The sequence below is a fragment of the Mycobacterium sp. NGS11 genome (genome assembly GCF_059813315.1).
Window position 1 is genome coordinate 1 of sequence record NZ_JCALEJ010000008.1, and the last position, 22,407, is coordinate 22,407.

The 22,407-nt window shown below is 67.9% G+C and carries 27 protein-coding genes; 3 read left to right on the forward strand and 24 right to left on the reverse strand.

Annotated elements, in window-relative coordinates:
- Positions 1-31: 31 nt before the first annotated feature.
- From AC5Y4T_RS12075 to AC5Y4T_RS12145, 15 genes are all read right to left on the reverse strand, one after another.
- Entirely contained in the window at positions 32-922 is an 891-nt protein-coding gene (locus AC5Y4T_RS12075; protein WP_499953191.1) for a formylglycine-generating enzyme family protein, read from the reverse strand.
- Between the two features lie 27 nt (positions 923-949).
- Positions 950-1,894: a DUF4436 domain-containing protein gene (locus AC5Y4T_RS12080; protein WP_499953195.1), complete on the reverse strand. Its 945-nt coding sequence runs from the start codon at positions 1,892-1,894 to the stop codon at positions 950-952.
- Between the two features lie 286 nt (positions 1,895-2,180).
- Positions 2,181-4,541, reverse strand: a complete 2,361-nt coding sequence (locus AC5Y4T_RS12085) for an arylsulfatase (protein WP_499953199.1) — start codon at positions 4,539-4,541, stop codon at positions 2,181-2,183.
- A gap of 52 nt (positions 4,542-4,593) precedes the next feature.
- On the reverse strand, positions 4,594-4,956 hold the full coding sequence (gene rpsQ / locus AC5Y4T_RS12090) for a 30S ribosomal protein S17 (protein ID WP_082983860.1): 363 nt from the start codon (positions 4,954-4,956) through the stop codon (positions 4,594-4,596).
- On the reverse strand, positions 4,956-5,189 hold the full coding sequence (gene rpmC / locus AC5Y4T_RS12095; protein WP_066999296.1) for a 50S ribosomal protein L29: 234 nt from the start codon (positions 5,187-5,189) through the stop codon (positions 4,956-4,958). Before rpmC ends, rpsQ begins: the two co-directional genes overlap by 1 nt.
- Complete coding sequence (rplP, locus tag AC5Y4T_RS12100; RefSeq protein ID WP_007773582.1) at positions 5,189-5,605, reverse strand: 50S ribosomal protein L16; 417 nt, start codon at positions 5,603-5,605, stop codon at positions 5,189-5,191. The genes rpmC and rplP overlap by 1 nt, the downstream gene beginning before the upstream one ends.
- 3 nt (positions 5,606-5,608) lie before the next feature.
- The gene (gene rpsC, locus AC5Y4T_RS12105; RefSeq protein ID WP_067122507.1) at positions 5,609-6,448 is read right to left on the reverse strand and encodes a 30S ribosomal protein S3; all 840 of its coding nucleotides are present in this window, start codon (positions 6,446-6,448) and stop codon (positions 5,609-5,611) included.
- Positions 6,448-7,002, reverse strand: a complete 555-nt coding sequence (rplV, locus tag AC5Y4T_RS12110; protein ID WP_499953203.1) for a 50S ribosomal protein L22 — start codon at positions 7,000-7,002, stop codon at positions 6,448-6,450. Before rplV ends, rpsC begins: the two co-directional genes overlap by 1 nt.
- A complete protein-coding gene (rpsS, locus tag AC5Y4T_RS12115; protein WP_008260806.1) occupies positions 6,999-7,280 on the reverse strand; it encodes a 30S ribosomal protein S19 in 282 nt (93 codons plus the stop codon). Before rpsS ends, rplV begins: the two co-directional genes overlap by 4 nt.
- 17 nt (positions 7,281-7,297) lie before the next feature.
- Positions 7,298-8,140 (reverse strand): 50S ribosomal protein L2, encoded by an 843-nt coding sequence (gene rplB, locus AC5Y4T_RS12120; RefSeq protein WP_007773586.1) that lies wholly within the window; start codon positions 8,138-8,140, stop codon positions 7,298-7,300.
- Positions 8,141-8,167: 27 nt separating this feature from the next.
- Positions 8,168-8,470: a 50S ribosomal protein L23 gene (rplW, locus tag AC5Y4T_RS12125; protein WP_067350595.1), complete on the reverse strand. Its 303-nt coding sequence runs from the start codon at positions 8,468-8,470 to the stop codon at positions 8,168-8,170.
- Complete coding sequence (gene rplD / locus AC5Y4T_RS12130) at positions 8,471-9,151, reverse strand: 50S ribosomal protein L4 (protein WP_499918211.1); 681 nt, start codon at positions 9,149-9,151, stop codon at positions 8,471-8,473.
- The gene (rplC, locus tag AC5Y4T_RS12135) at positions 9,151-9,804 is read right to left on the reverse strand and encodes a 50S ribosomal protein L3 (protein WP_499953208.1); all 654 of its coding nucleotides are present in this window, start codon (positions 9,802-9,804) and stop codon (positions 9,151-9,153) included. The genes rplD and rplC overlap by 1 nt, the downstream gene beginning before the upstream one ends.
- A gap of 13 nt (positions 9,805-9,817) precedes the next feature.
- Positions 9,818-10,123 (reverse strand): 30S ribosomal protein S10, encoded by a 306-nt coding sequence (gene rpsJ / locus AC5Y4T_RS12140; protein ID WP_003873519.1) that lies wholly within the window; start codon positions 10,121-10,123, stop codon positions 9,818-9,820.
- 416 nt (positions 10,124-10,539) lie between these two features.
- Positions 10,540-11,139 (reverse strand): TetR/AcrR family transcriptional regulator, encoded by a 600-nt coding sequence (locus tag AC5Y4T_RS12145; RefSeq protein ID WP_499953494.1) that lies wholly within the window; start codon positions 11,137-11,139, stop codon positions 10,540-10,542.
- Positions 11,140-11,282: 143 nt separating this feature from the next.
- On the opposite strand from AC5Y4T_RS12145, the gene AC5Y4T_RS12150 reads away from it, so the two are divergent.
- Positions 11,283-11,537, forward strand: coding sequence for a hypothetical protein (locus tag AC5Y4T_RS12150; RefSeq protein WP_499953212.1), 255 nt, complete (start codon positions 11,283-11,285; stop codon positions 11,535-11,537).
- A gap of 475 nt (positions 11,538-12,012) precedes the next feature.
- Here AC5Y4T_RS12150 and mftG read toward each other — a convergent pair whose 3' ends face one another.
- From mftG to mftA, 7 genes are all read right to left on the reverse strand, one after another.
- Positions 12,013-13,452 carry a mycofactocin dehydrogenase MftG gene (gene mftG, locus AC5Y4T_RS12155; RefSeq protein WP_499953215.1) on the reverse strand — a complete coding sequence of 480 codons (1,440 nt, stop codon included), beginning with the start codon at positions 13,450-13,452 and terminating at the stop codon, positions 12,013-12,015.
- 8 nt (positions 13,453-13,460) lie between these two features.
- The gene (mftF, locus tag AC5Y4T_RS12160) at positions 13,461-14,873 is read right to left on the reverse strand and encodes a mycofactocin biosynthesis glycosyltransferase MftF (protein WP_499918206.1); all 1,413 of its coding nucleotides are present in this window, start codon (positions 14,871-14,873) and stop codon (positions 13,461-13,463) included.
- A complete protein-coding gene (gene mftE / locus AC5Y4T_RS12165) occupies positions 14,870-15,601 on the reverse strand; it encodes a mycofactocin biosynthesis peptidyl-dipeptidase MftE (protein ID WP_499953218.1) in 732 nt (243 codons plus the stop codon). Before mftE ends, mftF begins: the two co-directional genes overlap by 4 nt.
- Before the next feature lie 164 nt (positions 15,602-15,765).
- Entirely contained in the window at positions 15,766-16,953 is a 1,188-nt protein-coding gene (gene mftD / locus AC5Y4T_RS12170; protein ID WP_499953220.1) for a pre-mycofactocin synthase MftD, read from the reverse strand.
- A 2-nt stretch (positions 16,954-16,955) separates the two neighbouring features.
- A complete protein-coding gene (gene mftC / locus AC5Y4T_RS12175) occupies positions 16,956-18,161 on the reverse strand; it encodes a mycofactocin radical SAM maturase (RefSeq protein WP_499953223.1) in 1,206 nt (401 codons plus the stop codon).
- Positions 18,158-18,484: a mycofactocin biosynthesis chaperone MftB gene (gene mftB / locus AC5Y4T_RS12180; protein WP_499918202.1), complete on the reverse strand. Its 327-nt coding sequence runs from the start codon at positions 18,482-18,484 to the stop codon at positions 18,158-18,160. The genes mftC and mftB overlap by 4 nt, the downstream gene beginning before the upstream one ends.
- The gene (gene mftA, locus AC5Y4T_RS12185) at positions 18,469-18,558 is read right to left on the reverse strand and encodes a mycofactocin precursor MftA (protein ID WP_463832414.1); all 90 of its coding nucleotides are present in this window, start codon (positions 18,556-18,558) and stop codon (positions 18,469-18,471) included. Before mftA ends, mftB begins: the two co-directional genes overlap by 16 nt.
- Positions 18,559-18,656: 98 nt before the next feature.
- Between mftA and mftR the strand changes: the two genes are divergently transcribed.
- Both mftR and AC5Y4T_RS12195 read left to right on the forward strand, forming a co-directional pair.
- Positions 18,657-19,253 (forward strand): mycofactocin system transcriptional regulator MftR, encoded by a 597-nt coding sequence (gene mftR / locus AC5Y4T_RS12190; RefSeq protein WP_499918269.1) that lies wholly within the window; start codon positions 18,657-18,659, stop codon positions 19,251-19,253.
- Entirely contained in the window at positions 19,250-20,296 is a 1,047-nt protein-coding gene (locus tag AC5Y4T_RS12195) for a DUF2332 domain-containing protein (protein ID WP_499953226.1), read from the forward strand. The genes mftR and AC5Y4T_RS12195 overlap by 4 nt, the downstream gene beginning before the upstream one ends.
- A 31-nt stretch (positions 20,297-20,327) precedes the next feature.
- On the opposite strand, the gene AC5Y4T_RS12200 is transcribed toward AC5Y4T_RS12195, so the two are convergent.
- Both AC5Y4T_RS12200 and AC5Y4T_RS12205 read right to left on the reverse strand, forming a co-directional pair.
- Positions 20,328-21,515, reverse strand: coding sequence for an NAD(P)/FAD-dependent oxidoreductase (locus AC5Y4T_RS12200; protein WP_499953229.1), 1,188 nt, complete (start codon positions 21,513-21,515; stop codon positions 20,328-20,330).
- A 25-nt stretch (positions 21,516-21,540) separates the two neighbouring features.
- Positions 21,541-22,368, reverse strand: coding sequence for a mycofactocin-coupled SDR family oxidoreductase (locus AC5Y4T_RS12205; protein WP_499953231.1), 828 nt, complete (start codon positions 22,366-22,368; stop codon positions 21,541-21,543).
- Positions 22,369-22,407 lie beyond the last annotated feature (39 nt).

The following is a 22,407-nucleotide window of genomic DNA, read 5'->3' on the forward strand; positions in this document are numbered from 1 at the left end:
ATCGGCCGCCGACAACCTGCGAGCGGATTTGTTACGCCGACGGTGGGTCCGCCACGCAGCGAAATCCGATGTGGGTCGTCGCGGAGTCCTGCGATTGCGGCGACCGGGCCGCGGGACGGTAGCGGTGGCAGTACTCGGGCGCGCACAGGTGGCTGCCGCCCTTCAGGGTCTGGCTGACGGACGGATTGGCGGGACCCGACGGGGCGCAGCAGGACTTGGGCGGCTGATCGAGCCGGTGATGCGCGGCGAACTCGGTCGCCGTCCACTCCCACACGTTGCCGATCATGTCGACAAGCCCAAAGCCGTTGGGGGCGAACGTCCCAACGGGCGAGGTTCCCACCCAGCCGCGCGCCCCCTCATTGCGGTACGGGAAATCGCCCTGCCAGGTATTGGCCATCAGTCGGCCATCGCTCGTGGCCTCGTCTCCCCAGGAGTACGTCGTCGTGGACCCGGCCCGGGCCGCGTACTCCCACTCGGCCTCGGTCGGCAGCCGCCGGCCGGCCCAGCGCGCATAGGCCGCCGCATCCGGATACGCCACCTGCACGACCGGATGGTCGCGGCGGTCCGCGACATCGCTATCGGGCCCGAACGGGTGGCGCCAGCTCGCCCCCGGCACCCACTCCCACCACCGTCGCCAGTCGCGCAGGTCGACCGGCCCGGGTGTCGGCCGGAAAACCATTGCGCCCGGACATAACTCGTCCGGGTTCGCTCCCGGGTACAGCGCCGGATCGATCGGCTGCTCGGCCACCGTCACATACCCGGTAGCGTCGACGAATTCGGCGAACTGCGCATTGGTCACCGGATGCCGTTCCACCGCAATCGGACCCACCGTCACGGTGTGGATCGGCGCCTCTTCGGGGTAGAAGCTCGTCGAGCCCATGCGGAAGGAACCGCCCGGGAGGTCGACCAGCTCGCTTAGCACCCCGTCAGGCTACGCCGGTCGACCGCCCTAATCGGATTGCCGATACCAGGTGAGCATGTAAAGAGCCATCGCCGCGACCAACGCGATCAGCACCCAGATCACCAGCACTTGGTCGATCCACGCGCCCGGCGGGGGCGCACCTGGCAAGAAGTTGCGAATGGGGATGACCGCGAACAACATGGCGGCGAACCACGTCACGAATGGCGGAACGAATTTCCTTCTGCCCAAGGCGATTTGGATCACCACGGCGAAGGCTAATGCGGGTAGCGCGAAGAGCACCAAGCAGATGCCTAAGTCGAAGATCAGCGGCCCCTTGGCCCGGTGCAAGGTGATGACGACGTTGTCGGCGCGATCCGAGTCCTGACTGGCTTCGCCGACGCGCTGAACGCTGACGTCCCAGCCATCCAAGCCGCCGGTCACCTCCACCCGTGCCGGTACGTAGCGGCGCGCATCCCCCTGGCCGACAAGCACATCGGCGGACAGGGCGTCGGTGCGGTAGGAATCGAACGGCCAATTGTTCGGGTCGCCGTGTGCCTCGATGGTGGTCGCGACCTGCGCTGGCGACTTGCCGGCCGGGTACTGCAAGTCGCCGAGGTCGTTCGGGGGATCCATCCGCACTGCGGTGTCGGTCTTGAGCACTTCGAGACGTTTGTCGAACATCGACTCCTCAGGGATCACCAGCACCTTCACCGTCAATCGGTTCGCGGTGGTGTCCAGCTTTTCCAGCCGCACCAGCACGACGGTGTCATTGGTGGCGTTGAGGTCGGGCGGCTTGAGCGGGCCTCCCGATTTCGCCAGCAGATGCACGCCGAACAGTGACAGCGCATACACGGCGACGAAGCCCGCGACTGCGGCCACGGCAACGACCCTGCGCCGCTTGCGCCGGTCGGGCGCGGCCGAAACAGGAGGTTTCGCAGGTGGTTGCTCCGACGGCGCCGGAGGCGGTGGCGAAGGTGGCGCTTGGTGGGTCATCGGTCAACACCTCCGTGAGGAAACCGGACACTCGAGGACGGATGCTAGCGAACTCCCGTCCGGCACGGGTGAAGATTGACAATTCGTCATATTTAGGTAATTTTCGCCGACAGCCCCAGCGCTGCGCGCCGGGCCAGCGAAACCGGTCCGCAGGCTCGGCGGCCCCCGCGTCGCACTACGCGCAAACTTCGACGCGCAGCCGGGAGCCGCACCAGTTCATCCGGAGTTTGTTTGCCTGGCAAGCCGGTACCGGCACCGATTCGCCGGCTTTTCGCGTGCCGACACGTCAGTCCCGCGAAAAGGCAAGCGCCATCTCGGCTTCCACGTCCACGTAGGGCCGGCCGGACAGGTCGACGGTGACCTGGGTGATGGTGCCGCCGGTGAACATGAACGGCGCCTTGTAACGGCTGGACACACCCGACCCGCCGTTGCGGCCGACCGTGATACCGGCACCGGCGAGCCCGAAGGTTCCGGGGTGGGTGATCACGCCGGCCAGCGTGCCGACGACCTGGTCGTCGATGAACAGGGTGACGTCGCCCAGCGGCGTGTGACTGTTCTCGACCGTTCCGGTGCGCGAATAGCTGGCGCCGAACAGATGTCGGCCGAGGGGCACCGCGCCGGACGAGGAGACCTCCTGCTGGCGCTCGCCGAGGAAGTTGTATACATAGTGCAGCCGACCGTCCTGGATGAACAGCACATGCCCGCCGTGCGCGCCGCCCTGCTTGAACAGCACGCCCTCGGCGCCGGTGGTGTCGACGGACACCTCGGCCAGCACCGAGAACGACCGGCCGCGGATTTCGGCGGCGGCACCGATGCTCACGTCGGCGCAATCGGGGTAGTAAAGATAGCTATTGCGTTCGCTGACCAGATATGGCCGCTGCCGCGTCAGCGTCTCCATGATGTTCAGATCCGCCAGCGGCAACCCGTTGTACTTGGCCGCCTCCGAGAACCACAGCGCCTTGAGTTCTTCGAGTTTGTCCGGGTTTTCGGCTGCCAGGTCGTGGCACTGGCTCCGGTCGACCTCGATGTGGAACAGTTCCCAGCGGTCGGCGTCGAAATGCGACCAGCCGGCCGGGGTGGCCGCGTGCACGGTATTGGCGAACCAGCCCCGGTGCCAGATGCCGCGGGTGCCCAGCATCGTGTAGAACTGGGTGCTCTTGCCGGTGTCGGCACCCGGATCGGCAAGGGCCGTTTTGAAGCTCACGCCGTCCAGCGGCTTTTGGACGATACCTTTGACCGTCTCCGGCGGGGTCATGCCGAGCAGGTCGTAGACAGTCGGGGTGATGTCGCAGACGTTGACGTAGTTGTCGCGGACTTCCCCGTGTGCGGCAATTCCCTTGGGCCACGAGATGATTGCCGTGTCGGCGATGCCGCCCTCGTGGGAGGCGTAGCGCTTGTACAGTTTGTAGGGCGTATTGAAGGCCATCGCCCACCCGATCGGGTAATGGTTGTAGGTCTCGGGGCCGCCTAGGTGTTCGAACAGCTTCATGCTCTCTTCGACGGTGTCGATATAGCCGTTGAAGAACTTGCCCTCGTTGACCGATCCGTTCGGGCCGCCCTCGCCGCTGGCGCCGTTGTCGGAGATGACCACGATGATGGTGTTGTCGAGCTGCCCCGAATCCTCGAGATAATCCAGGATCCGGCCGATCTGGGCGTCGGTGTAGCTCAGGAACCCGGCGAACACTTCGGCCATCCGGGAGAACAGCCTCTTCTCCTCGTCGTTCAGCGAATCCCAGGGCCGCACTGTGTCCTGCAGCGGCCACGGCTCGCCACTCGGCCCCTTGACATCGAGATACGGGTTCACCGGCGATAATTCGGTGTCGACCGGCACTATGCCCAGCGCCTTCTGTCGCTCAAGCACCACCTCGCGGTATCGCTCGTAGCCCATGTCGAACTTGCCGGCGTAGCGGTCCGCCCATTCGGAGAAGACGTGATGCGGCGCATGCCCGGCGCCGGGGCATACGTAGGAGAACCAAGGCTTTTCCGGCGCAATCACTTTGGCGTCGCGGATGAATTCGATGGTCTTGTCGGCGATGTCCTTCGACAGGTGGTAACCGTCCTCCGGTGTGCCCGGCGGAGTCACCGGGTGGTTGTCGTAGACCAGGTCGGGATACCACTGATCCGTCTCCCCGCCCATGAATCCGTAGAACCGTTCGAAGCCGCGCGAGGTCGGCCAGTGCCGCTTGGTCGAGGCGAGGTTCGATTCCTCGAGGGGCGTCAGGTGCCATTTGCCCACGCAGTAGGTGTTGTATCCGCGTTCGGCGAGAGCCTCGGAGAGCAGGCCGGTTTCGAACGGGATGCGGCCGTTGGCGTTGGGGAAGCCCTCGGTGAACTCCTCGATGGTGGCCATGCCGACGGTGGTGGCGTTGCGGCCGGTGAGCAACGACGCCCGGGTCGGCGAACACAGGGCGGTGGTGTGGAATTGCGACAGCCGGATGCCGCGCTCAGCGATGCGCGACATGGCGGGCATTTCGACCAAGCCACCGAAGCAGTCCCAGGTCGCTATGCCCGTGTCATCCCACACCAGGTACAGGACGTTGGGCGCGCTCGGCGGTGCCGTCGGCGCGGCGTAGGGCCCCCAATCCGGTTCGGAGTCCCGGATGTCGAGCTCGATCTTCCCGTTGAACTGCCCCGACCCAGTCGCCATCGCCGCAGACTACACCCGGGGCCGGGCGTTCGCTGCCGCTAGCTGAAAGGGCTTACTTCGCCTTTTCCAGGATTTCGACGAGGCGCCAACGCTTGGTCGCCGACGTCGGGCGGGTCTCCATCAGCGAGACGCGGTCGCCGATTCCGGCGGTGCTGTTCTCGTCGTGCGCCTTGACCTTGGTGGTGGTCCGGATGATCTTGCCGTACAGCGGGTGACGCACGCGGTCTTCGAGCTCGACCACGATGGTCTTCTGCATCTTGTCGCTCACCACGTAGCCGATGCGCACCTTGCGGCGGCCCCGCACCTTCGGGTTGGCCGGAGTGTGCTTGGGGCCCTTGTCCTTCGACGCGGCCTCGGTTGCGGCGGCCTTCTTCGGGGCGGCCTTCTTAGGGGCGGCCTTCTTGGCTTCTGCCATCACGATTCCTTACCGTCGGGCCCGGAAGCCAAGCCCAGTTCTCGTTCGCGCAGCACGGTGTAGACCCGCGCGATCTCCTGACGCACCGTGCGGAGCCGGCGGTTGTTGGTGAGCTGCCCGGTCGCCATCTGGAAACGCAGGTTGAACAGCTCTTCCTTGGATTCGCGCAACCGCTCGGTCAGCTCCTCTTCGGTGAGCTCACGCAGTTCGCCAGGCGAAGTTCCCACTGCCATCAGAACTGATCCTCTCGAGTGACGATGCGTGCCTTGATCGGCAACTTGTGGATTGCACGCGTCAGAGCCGCGCGGGCGGTCTGCTCGTTGGGGTAGCTGAGTTCGAACAGCACCCGGCCCGGCTTGACGTTGACGACCCACCACTCGGGCGAGCCCTTACCCGAACCCATCCGGGTTTCGGCGGGCTTCTTGGTCAGCGGGCGGTCGGGGAAGACGTTGATCCACACTTTGCCGCCACGCTTGATGTGCCGGTTGATGGCGATACGAGCGGACTCGATCTGCCGGTTGGTGACGTAGGCGTGCTCCAGAGCCTGGATGCCGTAGTCGCCGAAGTTCACCGCCGTGCCGCCACTGGCGATGCCGCGCTGGCGGGGATGGTGCTGCTTGCGGTGTTTAACCCTGCGGGGAATCAACATGATTCAGCTCTCCGTGCTTTGTGGTTCTGCAGCGGGTGCGGTCTGGGTCGCGGCGGCCGCTGCGCCCTCTTCGGCGCTCGCCGCGGCGCGACCGGCTTCGGTGCTGGTGGCCGTGGTGCCCGACGCCCCACTGCGACGCGGGCGGGTGCCCGACGGACGCTCGCGGCGCGAGCGCTCGGCGCCCGCCGGAGCCGCGGCGGCCAATTCGCGCTTGCCGCCGACGATGTCACCCTTGTAGATCCACACCTTCACGCCGATCCGGCCGAAGGTCGTCTTGGCTTCGTACAGGCCGTAGTCGATGTCGGCGCGCAGCGTGTGCAGCGGCACCCGGCCCTCGCGGTAGAACTCCGAGCGGCTCATCTCGGCACCACCGAGACGTCCGGAGCACTGCACCCGGATGCCCTTGACGTTGGGCTGACGCATCGCGGACTGGATGGCCTTGCGCATCGCCCGGCGGAACGCCACGCGGTTGCTCAGCTGCTCGGCGACGCCCTGGGCCACCAATTGCGCCTGGGATTCCGGGTTTCGGACCTCGAGGATGTTGAGCTGCACCTGCTTGCCGGTCAGCTTCTCCAGGTCGGCGCGGATCCGGTCGGCCTCGGTGCCGCGACGGCCGATGACGATGCCGGGACGCGCGGTGTGGATGTCGACCCGGACCCGATCACGGGTGCGCTCGATCTCCACGTCGGCGATCCCGGCCCGCTCCAGGCCGGTCGAGAGCAGTCGCCGGATCGCGACGTCCTCCTTGACGTAGTCCGCGTACTGCTTGTCGGCGTACCAGCGTGACTTCCAGTCGGTGGTGATCCCCAGCCGGAAGCCGTGCGGATTGATCTTCTGGCCCACTAGTCTGAGCCTCCCTTCGCGTCAGAGGTCTCAGACGTCTTGGCTTCGGCTTTTGGTACGGCCTTCTTGGCGGGCGCTTTGGTGGCGGCCTTCTTGGCCGGCGCCTTCTTGGCCGGCGCCTTCTTGGCGGGTGCCTTCGAGGCGGCCTTGCTGGCCTCGGCGCGACGGGTCCGCGCCGACTTCGCCGACCCCTGGTCCTTGCCTGGCCGGCTTTCCACCACGACCGTGATGTGGCTGGTGCGCTTGCGAATCCGGAACGCGCGGCCCTGGGCGCGCGGACGGATGCGCTTGGCAGTAGGTCCCTCGTCGGCGTAGACGGTGGCGACCACCAGGGTCGCCGGGTCCAGCCCGTCGTTGTTCTGCGCGTTGGCCGCGGCACTCGCGATCACCTTGGCCACCGGCTCGCTGGCGGCCTGCGGCGCCCAGCGCAAGATGTCCAGCGCGTCGGCCACCGAGCGGCCGCGCACCAGGTCGATCACCCGGCGCGCCTTCCTCGGCGACACCCGCACGAAACGCGCTTTGGCCACCGCCGATGGGAATTCCGTTGTGGTCATCGCCGTTTGGCCTTCCGGTCGTCCTTGATGTGTCCCTTGAAGGTTCGGGTGGGCGCGAACTCACCAAGCTTGTGGCCGACCATCGACTCGGTGACGAACACCGGGACGTGCTTGCGTCCGTCGTGGACGGCGAAGGTGTGGCCGATGAAGTCAGGAATGATCGTCGAACGCCGCGACCATGTCTTGATCACCTGTTTGGTGTTCTTCTCGTTCTGCGTGTCCACCTTCTTGAGCAGGTGGCCATCGACGAACGGGCCCTTCTTCAGGCTGCGTGGCATGTGCTACTCCTGACTTCCTAGCGACCGTGCTTCTTGCCGGTGCGCCGGCGTCGGACAATGAGCTTGTTACTGGCCTTGTTCGGGTGGCGGGTGCGGCCCTCGGGCTTGCCCCACGGGCTCACCGGGTGACGACCACCGGAGGTCTTACCCTCACCACCACCGTGCGGGTGGTCCACCGGGTTCATGACCACACCACGAACCGAAGGGCGCTTGCCCTTCCACCGCATCCGGCCGGCCTTGCCCCAGTTGATGTTCGCCTGCTCGGCGTTGCCGACCTCGCCGACAGTGGCGCGGCAGCGCACGTCGACGCGGCGGATCTCACCGCTGGGCATACGCAGCGACGCGTAGGTGCCCTCTTTACCGAGCAGCTGGATGCTCGACCCAGCCGACCGCGCCAGCTTGGCGCCACCGCCCGGTCGCAGTTCGACGGCGTGGATCACGGTACCGGCCGGGATGTTGCGCAGCGGCAGGTTATTACCCGGCTTGATGTCCGCGTTCGGGCCGCACTCCACCACGTCGCCCTGTGAAAGTCCCTGCGGCGCAATGATGTAGCGCTTCTCGCCGTCCAGGAAGTGCAGCAACGCGATGTTGGCGGTCCGGTTCGGGTCGTACTCGATGTGCGCGACCTTCGCGTTCACGCCGTCCTTGTCGTTGCGGCGGAAGTCGATCACCCGATAGGCGCGCTTATGGCCACCACCCTTGTGGCGGGTGGTGATGCGGCCGTGCGCGTTTCGCCCACCGTGGCCGTGCAGCGGGCGCACCAGCGACTTCTCCGGGGTGGAACGGGTGACCTCGGAGAAATCGGACACGCTCGAGCCGCGACGGCCGGGGCTCGTCGGCTTGTACTTACGAATTGCCATGTCTAATCAGGTTTCCTCTCGCGGCGGCTACGCCGGTGCCCCGAACAGATCGATCGGCTTGCTACCCGGCGCCAGCGTGACGATGGCCCGCTTGGTGCTCTTGCGCTTGCCGAACCCGGTCCTGGTGCGCTTCCGCTTACCTTGCCGGTTCGCGGTGTTCACCGACGCGACCTTGACGGAGAAGATCTTCTCGACGGCGATCTTGATCTGCGTCTTGTTCGAATCGGGGTGCACCACAAACGTGTACACGTTGTCGTCGAGCAACGAATACGACTTCTCCGAGATGACCGGGCCCAGAATGATGTCGCGGGGGTCAGTGATGGTCGCCATTTACGCCGAAACCTCCACATCTTTATCGGCGGCACCGCCGGTGGCCCCGGCGATGTAGGCGTTTAGCGCCTCGACGCTGAACACCACGTCGTCCGAGCGCAGCACGTCATAGGTGTTGAGCTGGTCGGGGGCCAGGATGTGCACGCCCGGCAGGTTGCGCACGCTCTTGGCGCCGGCCTCGTCGCTGCGGCCGATCACGACCAGCACCCGCTTGCGGTCGGTCAGCGTGCCCAGGAACGCCCTGGCGTTCTTGGTGGACGGCGTCTGACCGGAGACCAGCTCGGTGATCGCGTGAATGCGGCCGTTGCGGGCCCGGTCGGACAACGCGCCGCGCAACGCCGCGGCGATCATCTTCTTGGGGGTGCGCTGACTGTAGTCGCGGGGCTTGGGACCGTGCACGACGCCACCGCCGGTGAACTGCGGGGCCCGCGTCGAACCCTGGCGGGCCCGCCCGGTTCCCTTCTGCCGGTACGGCTTACGGCCACCGCCGCTGACGTCGCCGCGCGTCTTGGTCGAGTGCGTGCCCTGGCGAGCCGCCGCCCGCTGCGCGGTGACGACCTGGTGCATCAGCGCGATATTGGCCGGCGCGTCGAACAATTCGGCCGGCAGCTCGATCGAGCCCTCGACCTTGCCCGCCGGCGTCTTGACGTCGATCTTGAGCGTCTTGGAGCCTTGTGCCATCACTTCTCACCTCGTTTGACCGCGCTGCGGACCACGACGAGTCCACCGGTGCGGCCGGGGACCGCGCCCTTGATCAGCAGCACGCCGTTCTCGGTATCGACCTTGTGCACCAACAGGTTCTGGACGGTCACCCGGTCGCTACCCATCCGGCCCGACATCCGGGTGCCCTTGAACACCCGGGCGGGGGTGGCGCAGCCACCGATCGAGCCCGGGCGGCGGTGCACCGCCTGGGCACCGTGGCTGGCGCCCTGACCACGGAAGCCGTGCCGCTTCATGGTGCCGGCGAAGCCCTTGCCCTTCGAGGTGCCCGTGACGTCGACGTAGGCGCCGTCGGCGAAGATCTCCGCCGTCAGCTCCTGGCCGACCTCGTAGTCGGCGACCGCCTCGGGGTTCTCCAGCCGCAGCTCGGCCAGGAACCGGCGCGGGTTCACCCCCGCGGCGGCGTACTGACCGGTCACCGGCTTGTTGACCTTGCGGGGACTGATCTCGCCGTAGGCCAGCTGCACGGCGCTGTAGCCGTCGCGCTCGGGGGTACGGATCCGGGTCACCACGTTCGGGCCGGCCTTGACGACCGTCACCGGCACGACCCTGTTGTTCTCGTCGAACACCTGCGTCATGCCCAGCTTGGTACCCAGAATGCCTTTTCTTGCCATGAGTCTGGATCTCCTACTGGATGTTGACGTCGACACTGGCCGGAAGGTCGATGCGCATCAGCGCGTCGACGGTCTTCGGCGTCGGGTCGAGGATGTCGATCAGCCGCTTGTGCGTGCGCATCTCGAAGTGCTCCCGCGAGTCCTTGTACTTGTGCGGGGAGCGGATGACGCAATACACGTTCTTCTCAGTCGGCAGCGGCACCGGACCTACAACACTGGCACCCGTGCGGACGACGGTCTCGACGATCTTGCGCGCCGACGCGTCAATAGCCTCATGGTCGTAGGCCTTAAGCCTGATGCGGATCTTCTGTCCCGCCACGCTTCTCCTACCCTCACTCCTGTTGAGGCCCGAATCCGGGCCTGGTGCCACCGGCGCGCCGATCGGGCCGGCCAACTCTGGGCCGATCGAGCGTTGCGCCGGATACTGCGCCGCTGTTTACCTGTCGTGGTCCACCGGCCCCCGCGGTCGGGCGTGTCACCCTCACGCAGCCTCATCCGCGATCGAAATTCGTCGCTCTCAAAGGATGGGACCGGACGCGCCCGTTTGGACGCTGGTCGTATGCCCGACCAGGCGCAAACCCGGCTCAAGGCAACCTGAACAGTATGCCTGAAGATCGTGCCCCGACAAAATTCGGCCGCGATCTCGGGCCGAATCCCCCGCACCCGACTCGACGAGGGTGACGCCGGAGCCCAAACCGGCTGGTCAGAAGGCTCCAGGCGGCGGGCGGCAGACGCTTACGCCCCGGCCGATTCGACGTCGGCCGCGCCCGCCCTGCCGCACTGCACATGTAAGAAGCCGTCGACGGCGGCCAGCGCGCACTGGCGGTAGTCGAAATCGGGCAGGGTGGACAGGCGGCCCAGCACCAGCGGGCCGATGAGCAGGGCGATCGCCCGCGACCGGTCCACCTCCCCCAGCTCGGCGGCCTGTGGGCTGTCGAAGATGGCATCGAAGGGCTCCGCGTACTGCTGGGCGATGCGCTCGCGCAGGGTGGTGATCGCCGCGCTGTCGGCGTTGCCGCTGCGCCGCGGCTCGGGCAGGCCCTCCAGATCACGTCCCAGCGCCAGCCACGACATCGCGGTCATGAGGGTGGGCGCCTGCGCCACGGATTCGGCCTGGGCCAGCACCACCGCGATCAGGCGGTCGCGCAGCGAACCCTCCGCCGGCGGGGCGGGCGACGCCGGAATCAGGCTGTTGAAAGCGGCTGCCAGTAAATCGTTTCCGCTCGGGAAGTGGCGATACAGGGTCGCCCTGGCGACGTTGGCGGTGCGGGTCACGGCGTCGACGGTCACCGCGCTGGGACCCCCGGCACGCAACAGCGTGACGGCGGCTTCCAGCAGCCTGGCCCGCGACCGCGCGGGGCGCGGGTCGGACGTCTCGGCGGTAATTGTGACCCACCTCCCGGTTCCAACACGAGACTATCGGTCTACCTATAAGACTATTGGTCTCGAAACTCGCACCCTCGCTAAGAGCGCACCGCATGGTCGACACCCTCGTTCGGTCTGACCAGCACCAGCGTACTGACGCGAGCGGCGTCGACGACAGCCTGCGGGCACGAAACTGGACGCCGGCCGTCGCCCGCATCGCCGTAGCCCTGGTGGTGTGGGGCGGGCTCGTCGTCGGCGCGGTGATCGCCGCGGGGTTGGGCGGCCTCGAATTGCGCCTGGCGTTGCAGGCAACCACTGCTGGACGTCCGGCTGTTCGCCCGGTGCGACGGCTGCCGTCGCGTCACTGAACGCCCCAGCCCCAATGCCGTTGTCCAACAGTGGATTCAACGCGTAAGACACCGCCGCGAAATACTTGCGACCGCTCGCCGTATCTGGTATCAGAGATATATATCGACAGATACAAATCATCTCTGTACTCCCGAGGTGGATGTGGTGTTGATGGGCGTTACGAGCGTGGTTCAGCCGGCATGCACGGCGATCAGTGCGCGGGAGCGTTCGCCTCCGTCATGCCAACGTCTTTCGCACTTCGGCGAGAGGAGGTAACTGACCAAAGACAAGCACGAGCTATCGAACAATGAGATGGCGGTCGTGCCGTCCACGAATATTGCGACGCATCGTTCGCGCGACGCACATCTGCGCGCGCACAGCCACTTGTCGTGGCCATCTACGTGGACCGCATGATCTCCGCGGTCTCTTCGGGCGGGCCGCTGCCTGGTCGCCGCTTTCGGTGACCGCGTCGCGGCCCGCCCACTGCTCTCGCCATCACTGAACGAACTTTGCGGCGCGGTGCCCGATCATCACGATCGTGGCGTGCGGGCCGCGGCTGGTGATCGCGGGGAGGATAGAGCCGTCGATCACCCACAGGTTGTCGATGCCGAGCACCCGGCAGCGGGAGTCGACGACGGCGCGCGGGTCGGCGTCGGGGCCCATCGGTGCGGTGCCGCACAGGTGTTGGGACGTCGACCAGATTGCCGCCGCGGCATCGATTGTGCCGCCGGACAATTCGCGGGCCAGCTCGCTGCCGCGGCGCAGCGCCGCCACGTCTTCGGGCTCGCTGTCGTAGCGGTGTTCGATCCGCGGCGCCACGTCGGGATCGGCCGAGACCAGCGAAATGCGCCCGCGCGCGCGTGGCTGCATCAGCACCACCCCGATGTGGGGCCAGTCGGCATGCCCGGCGGTGCCGTCACCGGTCATCGCGACGAATCCGCCTGTGTAAGGCCTGATCTCGAGATCGTCGGCCGTGCAGAGCACCACCTCGAGCACGGGCCGTCCGGGTGCCACCGCCCATTCGGTGGGCAGCACCCACTCGGCATGGTCGGTGAACGACGTGCCCACCGGCAGCGGCACCACCACCGGTACGCCGGCGGCGCGCAACGTCTTTTCTTCTCCGAAACCGGAAAGCATCAGCAGGCGTGCCGTCTCAATCGCACCGGCGCACAACACGACTCGGTCGGCGGTCAGAGTCATGCGGCCGCGCGGGCCGACCGCATCGACGCCGACCACGGCGGTGCCGGCGATTCGCAGCCTTGCTACCCGGGTCCGCGCGCGCAGGTGCAGGTTCGGCCGGCTCAGCGCCGGGATCAGGTAGCCCGCGCCGGGGCCGCGCCGTACGCCGTCGACGATGTTGAGCGGGACGGCCCCGATTCCCGAAACGTGCTCCGGCGCACAGTCATTGAGGTCGGGAATCCAGCCGAATCCGGCGCGCTCGGCGGCGGCGATGAATCGCTCGGTGGTCCCGGTCATTTCGTGCGTGCGGCGCACCTGGATGGGCCCGCTGTTGCCGTGGGCGGGACCATCGAAGTCCAGGTCGTTCTCGATGGCGCGGAAGCTGTCCAGCACGTCGGACCATCCCCAGCCCTCGATGGCGAGGCGATCGAAGTCCCGCGGCAACCCGCGGCAGAAGTAGCCGCCGTTGATGGCGCCCGATCCGCCCACCGTCGCCCCGCGCACCAGCGGGTGCTGGCGGACCGGTTCGTCGGTGAGCCGGGTCTGGTAGCGCTGGACCAGCGGACTGCCGGCGCCGATCGGCAACTGCAACCCGTTGGCCGTCTGGGCGAGCAGTCCGGGGTCGTCGAGCGCCGGGCCCGCCTCGAGGACCGTCACCGTGCACCGCGGATCGGCGGAAAGGCGTTCCGCAACAACCGATCCTGCACTACCGGCGCCGACGATCAGCACATCGCTGTGCGAGGCGGCTGCGGTCAAGGTGGTGGTTAACTCCGGATCTGGGGCTTCAGGGCGCGCGCGTTGCGCTCCCGTAGCACACCCCACCACAACCCGAGCCCGTACGCCAGGTCGTCGACGCGTTTGAGGACCAGGTAGGTCGGCAGCCCGATCGGTTCGACATCGTCGCTGATGGCGTCGCGGCGGCGAAGCCAGTCGACCACCCCGTCCATGACGGCCGCGACCAGAACGACCCGCCGGAAGTGACGCGACATGGCCGCGGCGAGCAACGCCAGCGGCCAGTAGTGCCGGCACAGCGCGGACGCCAGCTGCAACGCCGCGGACCACAGGCCGCGTCCAGCGATCATCGCGACATCGGTCATCGACGTCTCGGCGTTGCGCATCGCCCGCGCGATCCGGTGACCGGTCAGCACGGCGAAGACCACGGACACCAGCCGCGACAGGGTGGACCCGAACGCCATTAGGATCCACGTCATCAGCGCCCAGCCGGAAATCACCACCGGGGCCGTCTTGTCCGGGTGGCGTACCGAGAGCGGGGCCGCCGAACCGCCGTAAAAGGCTTTGCGCGCAAGCCAATCCCGCAACTCGGTGCGGTGGTCGTGGGCGACCAGCGCGATCGGCTCGTAGCGCAGCCGAACGCCGGCCTCGATGAGCCGCCAACACAGGTCGACGTCCTCGCCGGACTGCAGGGTCTCGTCGAACCCGCCGACCCCCCGGATCGCCGCGCACCGGCAGATGATCGCCGCGCTGGGCACGTAGGACACCGTGCTATGCGGCAGCACGGGCGCTTCACGCTCCCCGAGGTCGAGCGAGGAGTGCACCGCCTCGTAGCGCGCCACGACGTTCTCGTTGTGCGACAGGCCCACGATGCGGGGCGCGACCAGGCCGACCGTGGGATCGCAGAAGTGACCGAGCAGGGCCTCCAGCCAGCCCCGGCGCGGCGCGACATCGGAGTCCAGGAAGGCGACGAAGTCCGTCCGGCAGGCCGCCAGCCCGGTGTTGCGGGCCGCCGCCGGGCCCTTGCTGCGGTGGTGGCGCAGCACCTCGATGTCACAGTGCGCGCCGACGAAATCTTCCGGTTCGACGGGAGGAAACGAGCCGTCGTCCACCACGACGATGCGCAGCCCACGCAGGGAGCTGACCAAGCGGCGCACTCCAGAAAGGTTGTCGCGCACCGGGATTACCACCGTCACGTCATGGTGTGACGGCCCACCGGCGGGCCGCGGATGTGCCACCGTGGCGTCCAGCAGCGTGCGGGCAAGCTGGGCGCTGAGGTCGTCGCGCACCTTCAGCCGGCCATCCGAGAGCATGTCCTGCGCGGCGGGGGCCAACTTCAGCAGCCGGGTCGGCGAACCGCCGAGCAGCGCCGAGCCGTCGCCGAGCACCCGCACGCGGCGGTCGACCTGAACGGCGAACCCGTTCGGCAGCCGGGGCGCGGTCACCTGAGCATCCCGTCCGGCCCGGGGCGCCAGCGGACGACTCGACGGACACACCCGTCGACCATCTCGGTCAGGATCCGCTCGCCCTCGGCGGCGGTGGCGGTGGTCGGGTCGCCCAGCACGCCGACCGGGCTGACCGCCGCGACTCCCCCACGGCGCATCGACCCGAGCAGCTCGGGCAGGGGTGCGACGTTGCCCGGCACCCACTCGTCGGTCCGGACGACGGCCGGTGAGATGTGCAGCAACAGTGATGTTTCGGTATGGCCGGCGTGGGCGTCGCCGCCGGCGGCCAGGCAGGCAGACCAGCCGACGTCGCGGCCCTCGGCGCGCAACCGGGCCACCGCCCGGCTGCACGCCGTGACGTTGCCGCCGTGACCGTTGACGAAGACCAGGCGCCGGGCCCAGGCGGCCGCTGACCTGCCGTACTCGACCAGCAGCAACGTCAACGCCTCGGTGCCCAGCGAGACCGTTCCGGCGAAACTCTGGTGCTCGCCGCTGGCGCCGTAGGCGACGGCGGGCGCCACCAGCCAGTCGGGTCCGAGGCGCGGCGCAGCGCCGACGGCGACCGCCGTCGCGATCCGGGTGTCGGTGTCCAGCGGCAGGTGCGGGCCGTGTTGTTCGGTCGACCCCAGCGGAACCAATACCGACGCCGACATGCTCGATAGCTGGCTCGACGTCGCGGTTCCCAAGTCGCCGAGTACGGACACTCGGTGATGGTAGGACGAATTCACCTGGCGTGCACCAATTGTTGGAGCTTGAAAATAACTTTTTTTCTCCGGCCGTTCACCGGGCGTTCGAATCGTGGGCTCGTCCGTCACGGTTACCCCGCCCGTATCACGATTTGCGGCCGCGTCACTTAATCCGGAGATGTCCGCCCGGCATGGCCAGGCTTTCCCTACGCGCCGCCCGAGGGCACGCCCAGCGCCCGGGTGAATCCGGACGGCACCAGGACGTGGTCGGGTCCGAGGTCGTGAACCGAGGACAACCCGAGACCCATCAGCGCCGAGTCGATGCCGCCCCGCAAGATGTCGAGAACGTTCTCCACGCCCGGTTGGCCGGCCGCGGCCAGCCCCCACAGATAGGCGCGGCCGATCATCACCGCGCGCGCTCCCAACGCGACGGCCTTGACGACGTCGCTGCCGCGCCGGACGCCGCCGTCGAGCAGCACCTCGATCTGATCGCCGACGGCGGCCGCCACCGCGGGCAGGGCACGGATCGAGGCCGGCGTGCCGTCCAGATTGTTGCCACCGTGATTCGAGACCGAAATGGCCGAAACCCCGGCGTCCACCGCCTTTTTGGCGTCATCGACGCGCATCACGCCCTTGAGCATGAACGGGCCGCCCCACAGCTCGCGCAGCCAGGCGATGTCCTCCCAGGTCGGCGGCGGAGTGCCCATCCACTCCCCGTACGCCTGAAAGAACGGGGGCCCCGGCTCACCGCGGCGGGCCTGGTTGGGCACCCGCAGCTCCGGGGGCCGCATGGTCTTAGCCCACTGCAGGAACCACCGCGGTTTGGTGATGACCTCCGGGCTCATCTTGACGATGGTCTTGAAGTCCATCTTCTCCGGGATCGACGGGCTGCCCCAGTCCCGGCCGTGGGAGAAGCTCCAGTCGGTGGTGACGATCAGCCCCACCGCCCCGGCGGCGCGAGCGCGCTCGACCCGCGCGGCGATCGCGTCGCGGTCACCCAGCCAGTACACCTGAAAGAACACCTTGGGGTTCGCCGCGATGACCTCTTCGATCGGCTTGCTGGCGAACGATGACAGCCCCATGGCGGTGCCCCGGGCCGCGGCGGCACGCGCCACGGCGACCTCGCCGTCGGGGTGCACCGCCTGCACGCCGGTCGGTGAGATCAGCACGGGTAGCGAAATGTCTTGCCCCATAACGCTGGTCGACAAGTCGCGCTTCTCCTGCGCACCGATCACGTGCGGCGCGAATCCGAGTTCGCTGTAGGCTGCCACGTTGTCGGAGACCGTGACTCCCTTCTCGCTGGCCGAAATCAGCGACGAATAGGCCGATTTCGGCAGCCGCCGCTTGGCGCGTTGCTGCGCGATGGCGACGGTTTCAAACCATGCGTCGGCCACCGCTACACCGGGCTTTCGTTACACATGCGCGCAGGCGGCGCGGCCGGCGTGACCGCCGGTGGTCGCAGCGACAGCGTGAGCGGCACCGGCTGGCGGATGCGCTTGCCGCGGGAGTGATCGGCGCGGGGACGCGGCGTCTCGCGGTCGTGCGCCAGCGCCGTGACGCTGTGGCCCTGCACGCATTCGGGGTCCGGTCCGTCCAGCGGCAGGCCGGTGAAGAATTTGGCGGCCATGCATCCGCCCCGGCAGCTGTCGTAGTGCCCGCAGCTGCCGCACGCGCCCGCCGACTGGGGCTCGCGCAGCTCGCGGAACAGCGGGGCGTTTTTCCAGACGTTGGAGAAACCGCTGTCGGACAATACATTTCCGGCCAGGAAGCGGTCGTGGATGGCGAACGGGCACGCGTAGACGTCGCCGACCGGGTCGATCAGGCACACGACGCGACCAGCGCCGCACATGTTCAGACCGGCCAGGGCGCCGGATTGGCCGAGCGGAGCGAGGTGGAAGAACGAGTCGCCGGTGAGCACCCGCTCGCCCTTGGCGACCAGCCAGTCATACAACTGGACCTGCTGGTCGGCGGTGGGGTGCAGCTCTTCCCAGACATCGGCGCCACGCCCGGACGGGCGGAGCCGGGTGATGCGCAGCGTGGCGCCGTAACGGCTTGCCAGCGCGGCGAATTCGTCGAGTTGGTCGACGTTGTGCCGGGTGACGACCACGGAGATCTTGGCGTCGGAGAAACCGGCGTCGGCAAGGTTTTCCAGCGCTCGCACCGCCATGTCGAACGATCCGGGGCCGCGGACGGCGTCGTTGACCTCGGCGGTGGCGCCGTCCAGCGAGATCTGCACGTCGACGTAGTCGCTGGCGGCCAGCCGAGCGGCGACCTCGGGCGTGATCCGGACGCCGTTCGTGGAGAACTTCACGCCGACGTGGTGTTCGGTCGCGTAGTCGACCAGCTCCCAGAAGTCCTGGCGCACAGTGGGTTCCCCGCCACCGATGTTGACGTAGAACACCTGCATGCGTTCGAGTTCATCGATGATGTCCATGCACTGACGGGTGGACAGCTCCCGCGGATCCCTCTTGCCCGACGACGACAGGCAGTGCACACAGGCGAGGTTGCAGGCGTACGTCAGCTCCCAGGTGAGGCAGATCGGCGCGTCCAGCCCGCGCTCGAACTGCTCGATCAGCCGGGGTACAGGGGCCGCTGTTGTCATTGATCGTCCTTCCGGGGCACCAGCATGTTGGACTCGACGAGCACCCCCAGCGCGTGCAGATACGGCGCCTGCGCGGCGTCGTCCACTCCCGCCGCGCGGCAGGCGGCCCGGACGTCGGCGTGGTCGGCCAGCGACTGCACCACGGTGAGGATGGTGCGGTTCTTCAGGAACGACAGCTTGCGGGTACCGAAGTGGTAGAGCAGCGCGCCGAACGGTTCCGGCCGAACCGCCACCTGCGGGTGCAATCGCCAGCCGCGATCAGGATCGAACGACGTCGGCGTCCGAGCCTGCGCGGGCGCGGGCACGGTCAGTAGACCCCGCACATGCCGTCGATGGACACCTCTTCGACCAGGGTCTCGGCGACGAGCTGGGTGTCGGTTTCGGTCTCGTGGTCCACGGGGCTTGCCTTTCGTCCGGTCTTGACAACGATGGGAGCTGAGTCACACTCGCCGTCAGAATATGGCATCGAGTGCCGAAATGGAAGGGCGGGGTCTGATGGTGCCGCAGCCGCGGGTGGGCAGGCGCCGCTCGACCACCCCGCACCACATCACCGACGTCGCGATCGACATGTTCGCGGCCCGCGGTTTCGCCGACGTGAGCGTCGACGATGTCGCGGAGGCCGCGGGCATCTCCCGCCGGACCCTGTTCCGGTATTACGCATCCAAGAACGCCATTCCGTGGGGCGACTTCGACAACCACCTTGCCCACCTGCGCGATTTGCTCGACGACGTCGATGCTGACGTGCGCCTGGGCGATGCGCTGCGCGCTGCGTTGTTGGCGTTCAACACGTTTGACGAATCCGAGATGGCCCGCCACCGCCAGCGCATGCGGGTGATCCTGCAAACCGCTGAGCTGCAAGCGTATTCGATGACGATGTATGCGGGCTGGCGGGAGGTGATCGCGGGATTCGTGGCGCGCCGGCTGGACTGCAAGACCACCGATCTGACGCCCCAGACGGTCGCCTGGACGATGCTCGGGGTGGCCTTGTCGGCATACGAACACTGGCTGAGCGACGAATCCGTACCGCTGCCGGTCGCCCTGGGCAATGCCTTCGACGTCGTAGGCGCGGGGCTGGACGGGTGGGGCAGGTGACGGCCGAGCACCTGCTGCACACCCTGCGATCACAGGGCAGCTTCTGCGCCTCGTCGGGATCGCCGATGTATGGCGAGCTGTTCGAGTTGGTGGCCGGCGACGTCGAAGCCGGCGGCATCTTCGCGACCGTCTTGTCCGGGCGCGAGGACGCGCCGTCGCGCGACGCGGTGCCGCTGCGGTTGCTCGGCGGGCTACACCGACTGGTGCTCGACGGCCGGGCGGCGCGGTTGCGCCGCTTCTACCCCAGCACCGGGGGCCGATGGGACGCCCGGTCCGCCTGGCCGGAAATCCTCGACACGGCCGCCGGTCACGTCGACGTGCTGCGCGCGGCGCTCGGCCACCCACCGCAGACCAACGAGGTGGGCCGATCGGCCGCCCTGATCGGCGGCCTGCTGCACATCAACCACGAATTCGGCTTGCCGATAAGGCTTTACGAGATCGGGTCGAGCGCGGGGCTGAACCTGCGCGGCGATCACTACCGTTACGGGTTCGCCGGTGGGCAGTGGGGGCCGGACGACTCGCCGGTGACCATCGACGACGCATGGCGCGGCGCGCTGCCACCCCGGCGCGACGTGCGGATCGTGGCGCGCCACGGCTATGACATCGCGCCCGTCGACGTCGGTGACGCCGACGGGGAGCTGACGGTGCTGAGCTACGTGTGGCCCGATCAGGGTGCCCGGCTGGCGCGGCTGCGCGGCGCCATCGAGGTGGCCCGCCGGGTCCCGGCCGTGCTCGAGCGCCGCACGGCGGCCGACGCGGTCGCCGGCCTGACGCTGGCCGACGGGGCGCTGACTGTCCTGTGGCATTCGATCACCTGGCAGTATCTGTCCGCCGAGGAACGCGGCGCCGTGCGCGCCCATCTGGACTCGCTGGCCGCGTGCGCCGATGCGCGCTCGCCGTTCGTCCACCTCACGATGGAGCCCGCGCGTGACGGGCCGGGCGCACCGATCAAGTTCCTGGTGCGTGCCCGCGTCTGGCCGGGGGGCGGTCCGCAGGTGCTGGGCGAATGTCATCCGCATGGCCCGCCGGTGGACTGGCAATGATCCGGCGCAGTCGAGCGAGCGAAAGTCCGTGTCAGCCAAGCACTTCCGCGATGGGTACGGCCGCGGCGATCTTGGCCCGAACCTTCATTACCTTGCCGGGCATCCCACCGCCGACCACCCCGACCAGCGCCCCGTCGCGTTCGTAGTAGGCCAGGAACTTGCGGCCGTCGTCCTCGACGATATGGACGATGTCGCCGGCTTCCGGCTCACCCAGGCACTGGATCTTGACGTCGTATTGGTCGCTCCAGAAGTAGGGGACGACCACCACCGACGGCACGTCCTGACCCAGCAACGCGGGCACCACGGCCCGTGCCTGATCGGCGACGTTGCTCCAATGTTCCACGCGCCCTTGGTGTCCCGTCGCGTCACGCCACGATGCGACGTCGCCGAGGGCCCAGACGTTCGGCGCGCTGGTGCGTCCGGCCTCGTCGCAGATGACGCCGTTGTCGACCTCGACGCCGCTGCCTTCAAGCCATTCGGTCGCCGGGCGCGACCCGATGCCGACCACCACGATGTCGGCCGGCAATTCGGTACCGTCGCTCAGCACCACCGCCTCGACGTGCGAGTCGCCGCGCACCTCGGCCACCCCGACCCCGAGGCGAACGTCGACACCTTCGGCACGGTGCAGCCGCGCGACCAGCTGCCCGATCTGCTCGCCGAGCACTGCGGCCAGCGGCGTCGGCTGCGGCTCCACCAGCACCACGTCCACGCCCAGGCTGCGCAGGCTGGCCGCCACCTCGCAGCCGATGAAGCCGGCGCCGATGACCACGGCGCGTTGCGCCGCCGACGCGTGCTCGCGCAGCGCCAGGCTCTCGTCGAAGGACCGCAGCACGCGGATGCCCTCGAGATCCGGGATGGCCGGGATGCGGCGGGGCACCAGGCCGGTGGCGATGACGAGTTCGGCGTAGCTAAGCGTCGTCCCGTCGTTTAGAGTCACCGTCTGCGCGGCGGTGTCCAGGCTCGTCGCGGCCGAGCCCAGTCGCAGGGTGATGCCGTTCTCGTCGTACCACTCGCGCGGTTTGAGCGCGGTGTCGTCGACCTCTTTGCGCAGCACCTCTTTGGACAGCGGCGGGCGGTCGTAGGGCAGGTGCACCTCGTCGCTGACGATCGTGATGGGCCCGGAATACTCCGCCTTCCGCAGCTGCTCGGCGGTGCGCGCGGCGGCCAATCCGCCGCCGACGATCACGATCCCGTTGTTGGCGCTTTCGTCACTACTCACGTGGTGTTCTTAGCACGATGGCCGCTCAGTACTTGAGTGCACCCTTATCCACGGGGATCTGCGTGCCGGTGAGGGTGCCCGAGCCTTCCCCGGCGAGCCACGCCACCACGTCGGCCACTTCATCGGCCGCCATGAATCCGTTGGGCTGCACCGGCATTGGCGGAAAGCTGTGGATGAAGGTGGGATGCTTGGCGAAAATCTCCATCATCGCCTCGGGTTCGATCATCGGGGTGTCCACCGAGTACGGGTGGATGGAGTTGACCCGGATGCCGAATTCGCCGAGCTCGATGGCGAGCGTGTTGGTGAGCGCCGTGAGTCCGTGCTTGCTGGCCGAGTAGTGGCCGTTGCCCGGTGTGGCCTTGATGCCCGCCGACGAGCTGACCACGATTATGGAGCCGCCGTTTCCCGCGTCGATCATCGCGGGCACGGTGGCGCGCAGCGTGCGCCAGGTGCCGGTCAGGTTGACCCCGATGACCGTGTCCCACTGCTCGTCGGTCAGCTCCCAAATGCGGCCCCAGCTCAGCACTCCGGCGTTGGCCACCACGACGTCGAGCCGGCCGAACTGCTCGATCCCGTCGGCGACGAGATCCCGAAGCGCGGCGTCGTCGCGGATGTCGACCTCGCGGCTCAAGACCTTGCGCCCCTCGTTCTCCACCAGGCGGGCGGTCTCGTCGAGGTCTTCGCGGGTGGCCGGCGGGTAGGTCACGCTTGCGGACGCCGGCCCGCAGATGTCGAGCGCGATGATGTCGGCGCCTTCGCGGGCCAGCCGCACGGCGTGCGAGCGTCCCTGCCCGCGGGCGGCACCGGTGATGAATGCGACCCGTCCCTGCAGTGATCCGGCCTGTCCAGCCACGTGTAACCCCTTCGACCGCCGATAGATCAAGCCAGGCTA

Coding starts and splice junctions, on each gene's coding strand:
- AC5Y4T_RS12080 (WP_499953195.1), bottom strand. CDS start 1,894: ATGACCCACCAAGCGCCACCTTCGCCACCGCCTCCGGCGCCGTCGGAG.
- AC5Y4T_RS12085 (WP_499953199.1), bottom strand. CDS start 4,541: ATGGCGACTGGGTCGGGGCAGTTCAACGGGAAGATCGAGCTCGACATC.
- rpsQ (WP_082983860.1), bottom strand. CDS start 4,956: ATGGCAGAAGCCAAGAAGGCCGCCCCTAAGAAGGCCGCCCCGAAGAAG.
- rpmC (WP_066999296.1), bottom strand. CDS start 5,189: ATGGCAGTGGGAACTTCGCCTGGCGAACTGCGTGAGCTCACCGAAGAG.
- rplP (WP_007773582.1), bottom strand. CDS start 5,605: ATGTTGATTCCCCGCAGGGTTAAACACCGCAAGCAGCACCATCCCCGC.
- rplV (WP_499953203.1), bottom strand. CDS start 7,002: ATGACCACAACGGAATTCCCATCGGCGGTGGCCAAAGCGCGTTTCGTG.
- rpsS (WP_008260806.1), bottom strand. CDS start 7,280: ATGCCACGCAGCCTGAAGAAGGGCCCGTTCGTCGATGGCCACCTGCTC.
- rplB (WP_007773586.1), bottom strand. CDS start 8,140: ATGGCAATTCGTAAGTACAAGCCGACGAGCCCCGGCCGTCGCGGCTCG.
- rplW (WP_067350595.1), bottom strand. CDS start 8,470: ATGGCGACCATCACTGACCCCCGCGACATCATTCTGGGCCCGGTCATC.
- rplD (WP_499918211.1), bottom strand. CDS start 9,151: ATGGCACAAGGCTCCAAGACGCTCAAGATCGACGTCAAGACGCCGGCG.
- rplC (WP_499953208.1), bottom strand. CDS start 9,804: ATGGCAAGAAAAGGCATTCTGGGTACCAAGCTGGGCATGACGCAGGTG.
- AC5Y4T_RS12150 (WP_499953212.1), top strand. CDS start 11,283: ATGGTCGACACCCTCGTTCGGTCTGACCAGCACCAGCGTACTGACGCG.
- mftC (WP_499953223.1), bottom strand. CDS start 18,161: ATGACAACAGCGGCCCCTGTACCCCGGCTGATCGAGCAGTTCGAGCGC.
- mftR (WP_499918269.1), top strand. CDS start 18,657: ATGGTGCCGCAGCCGCGGGTGGGCAGGCGCCGCTCGACCACCCCGCAC.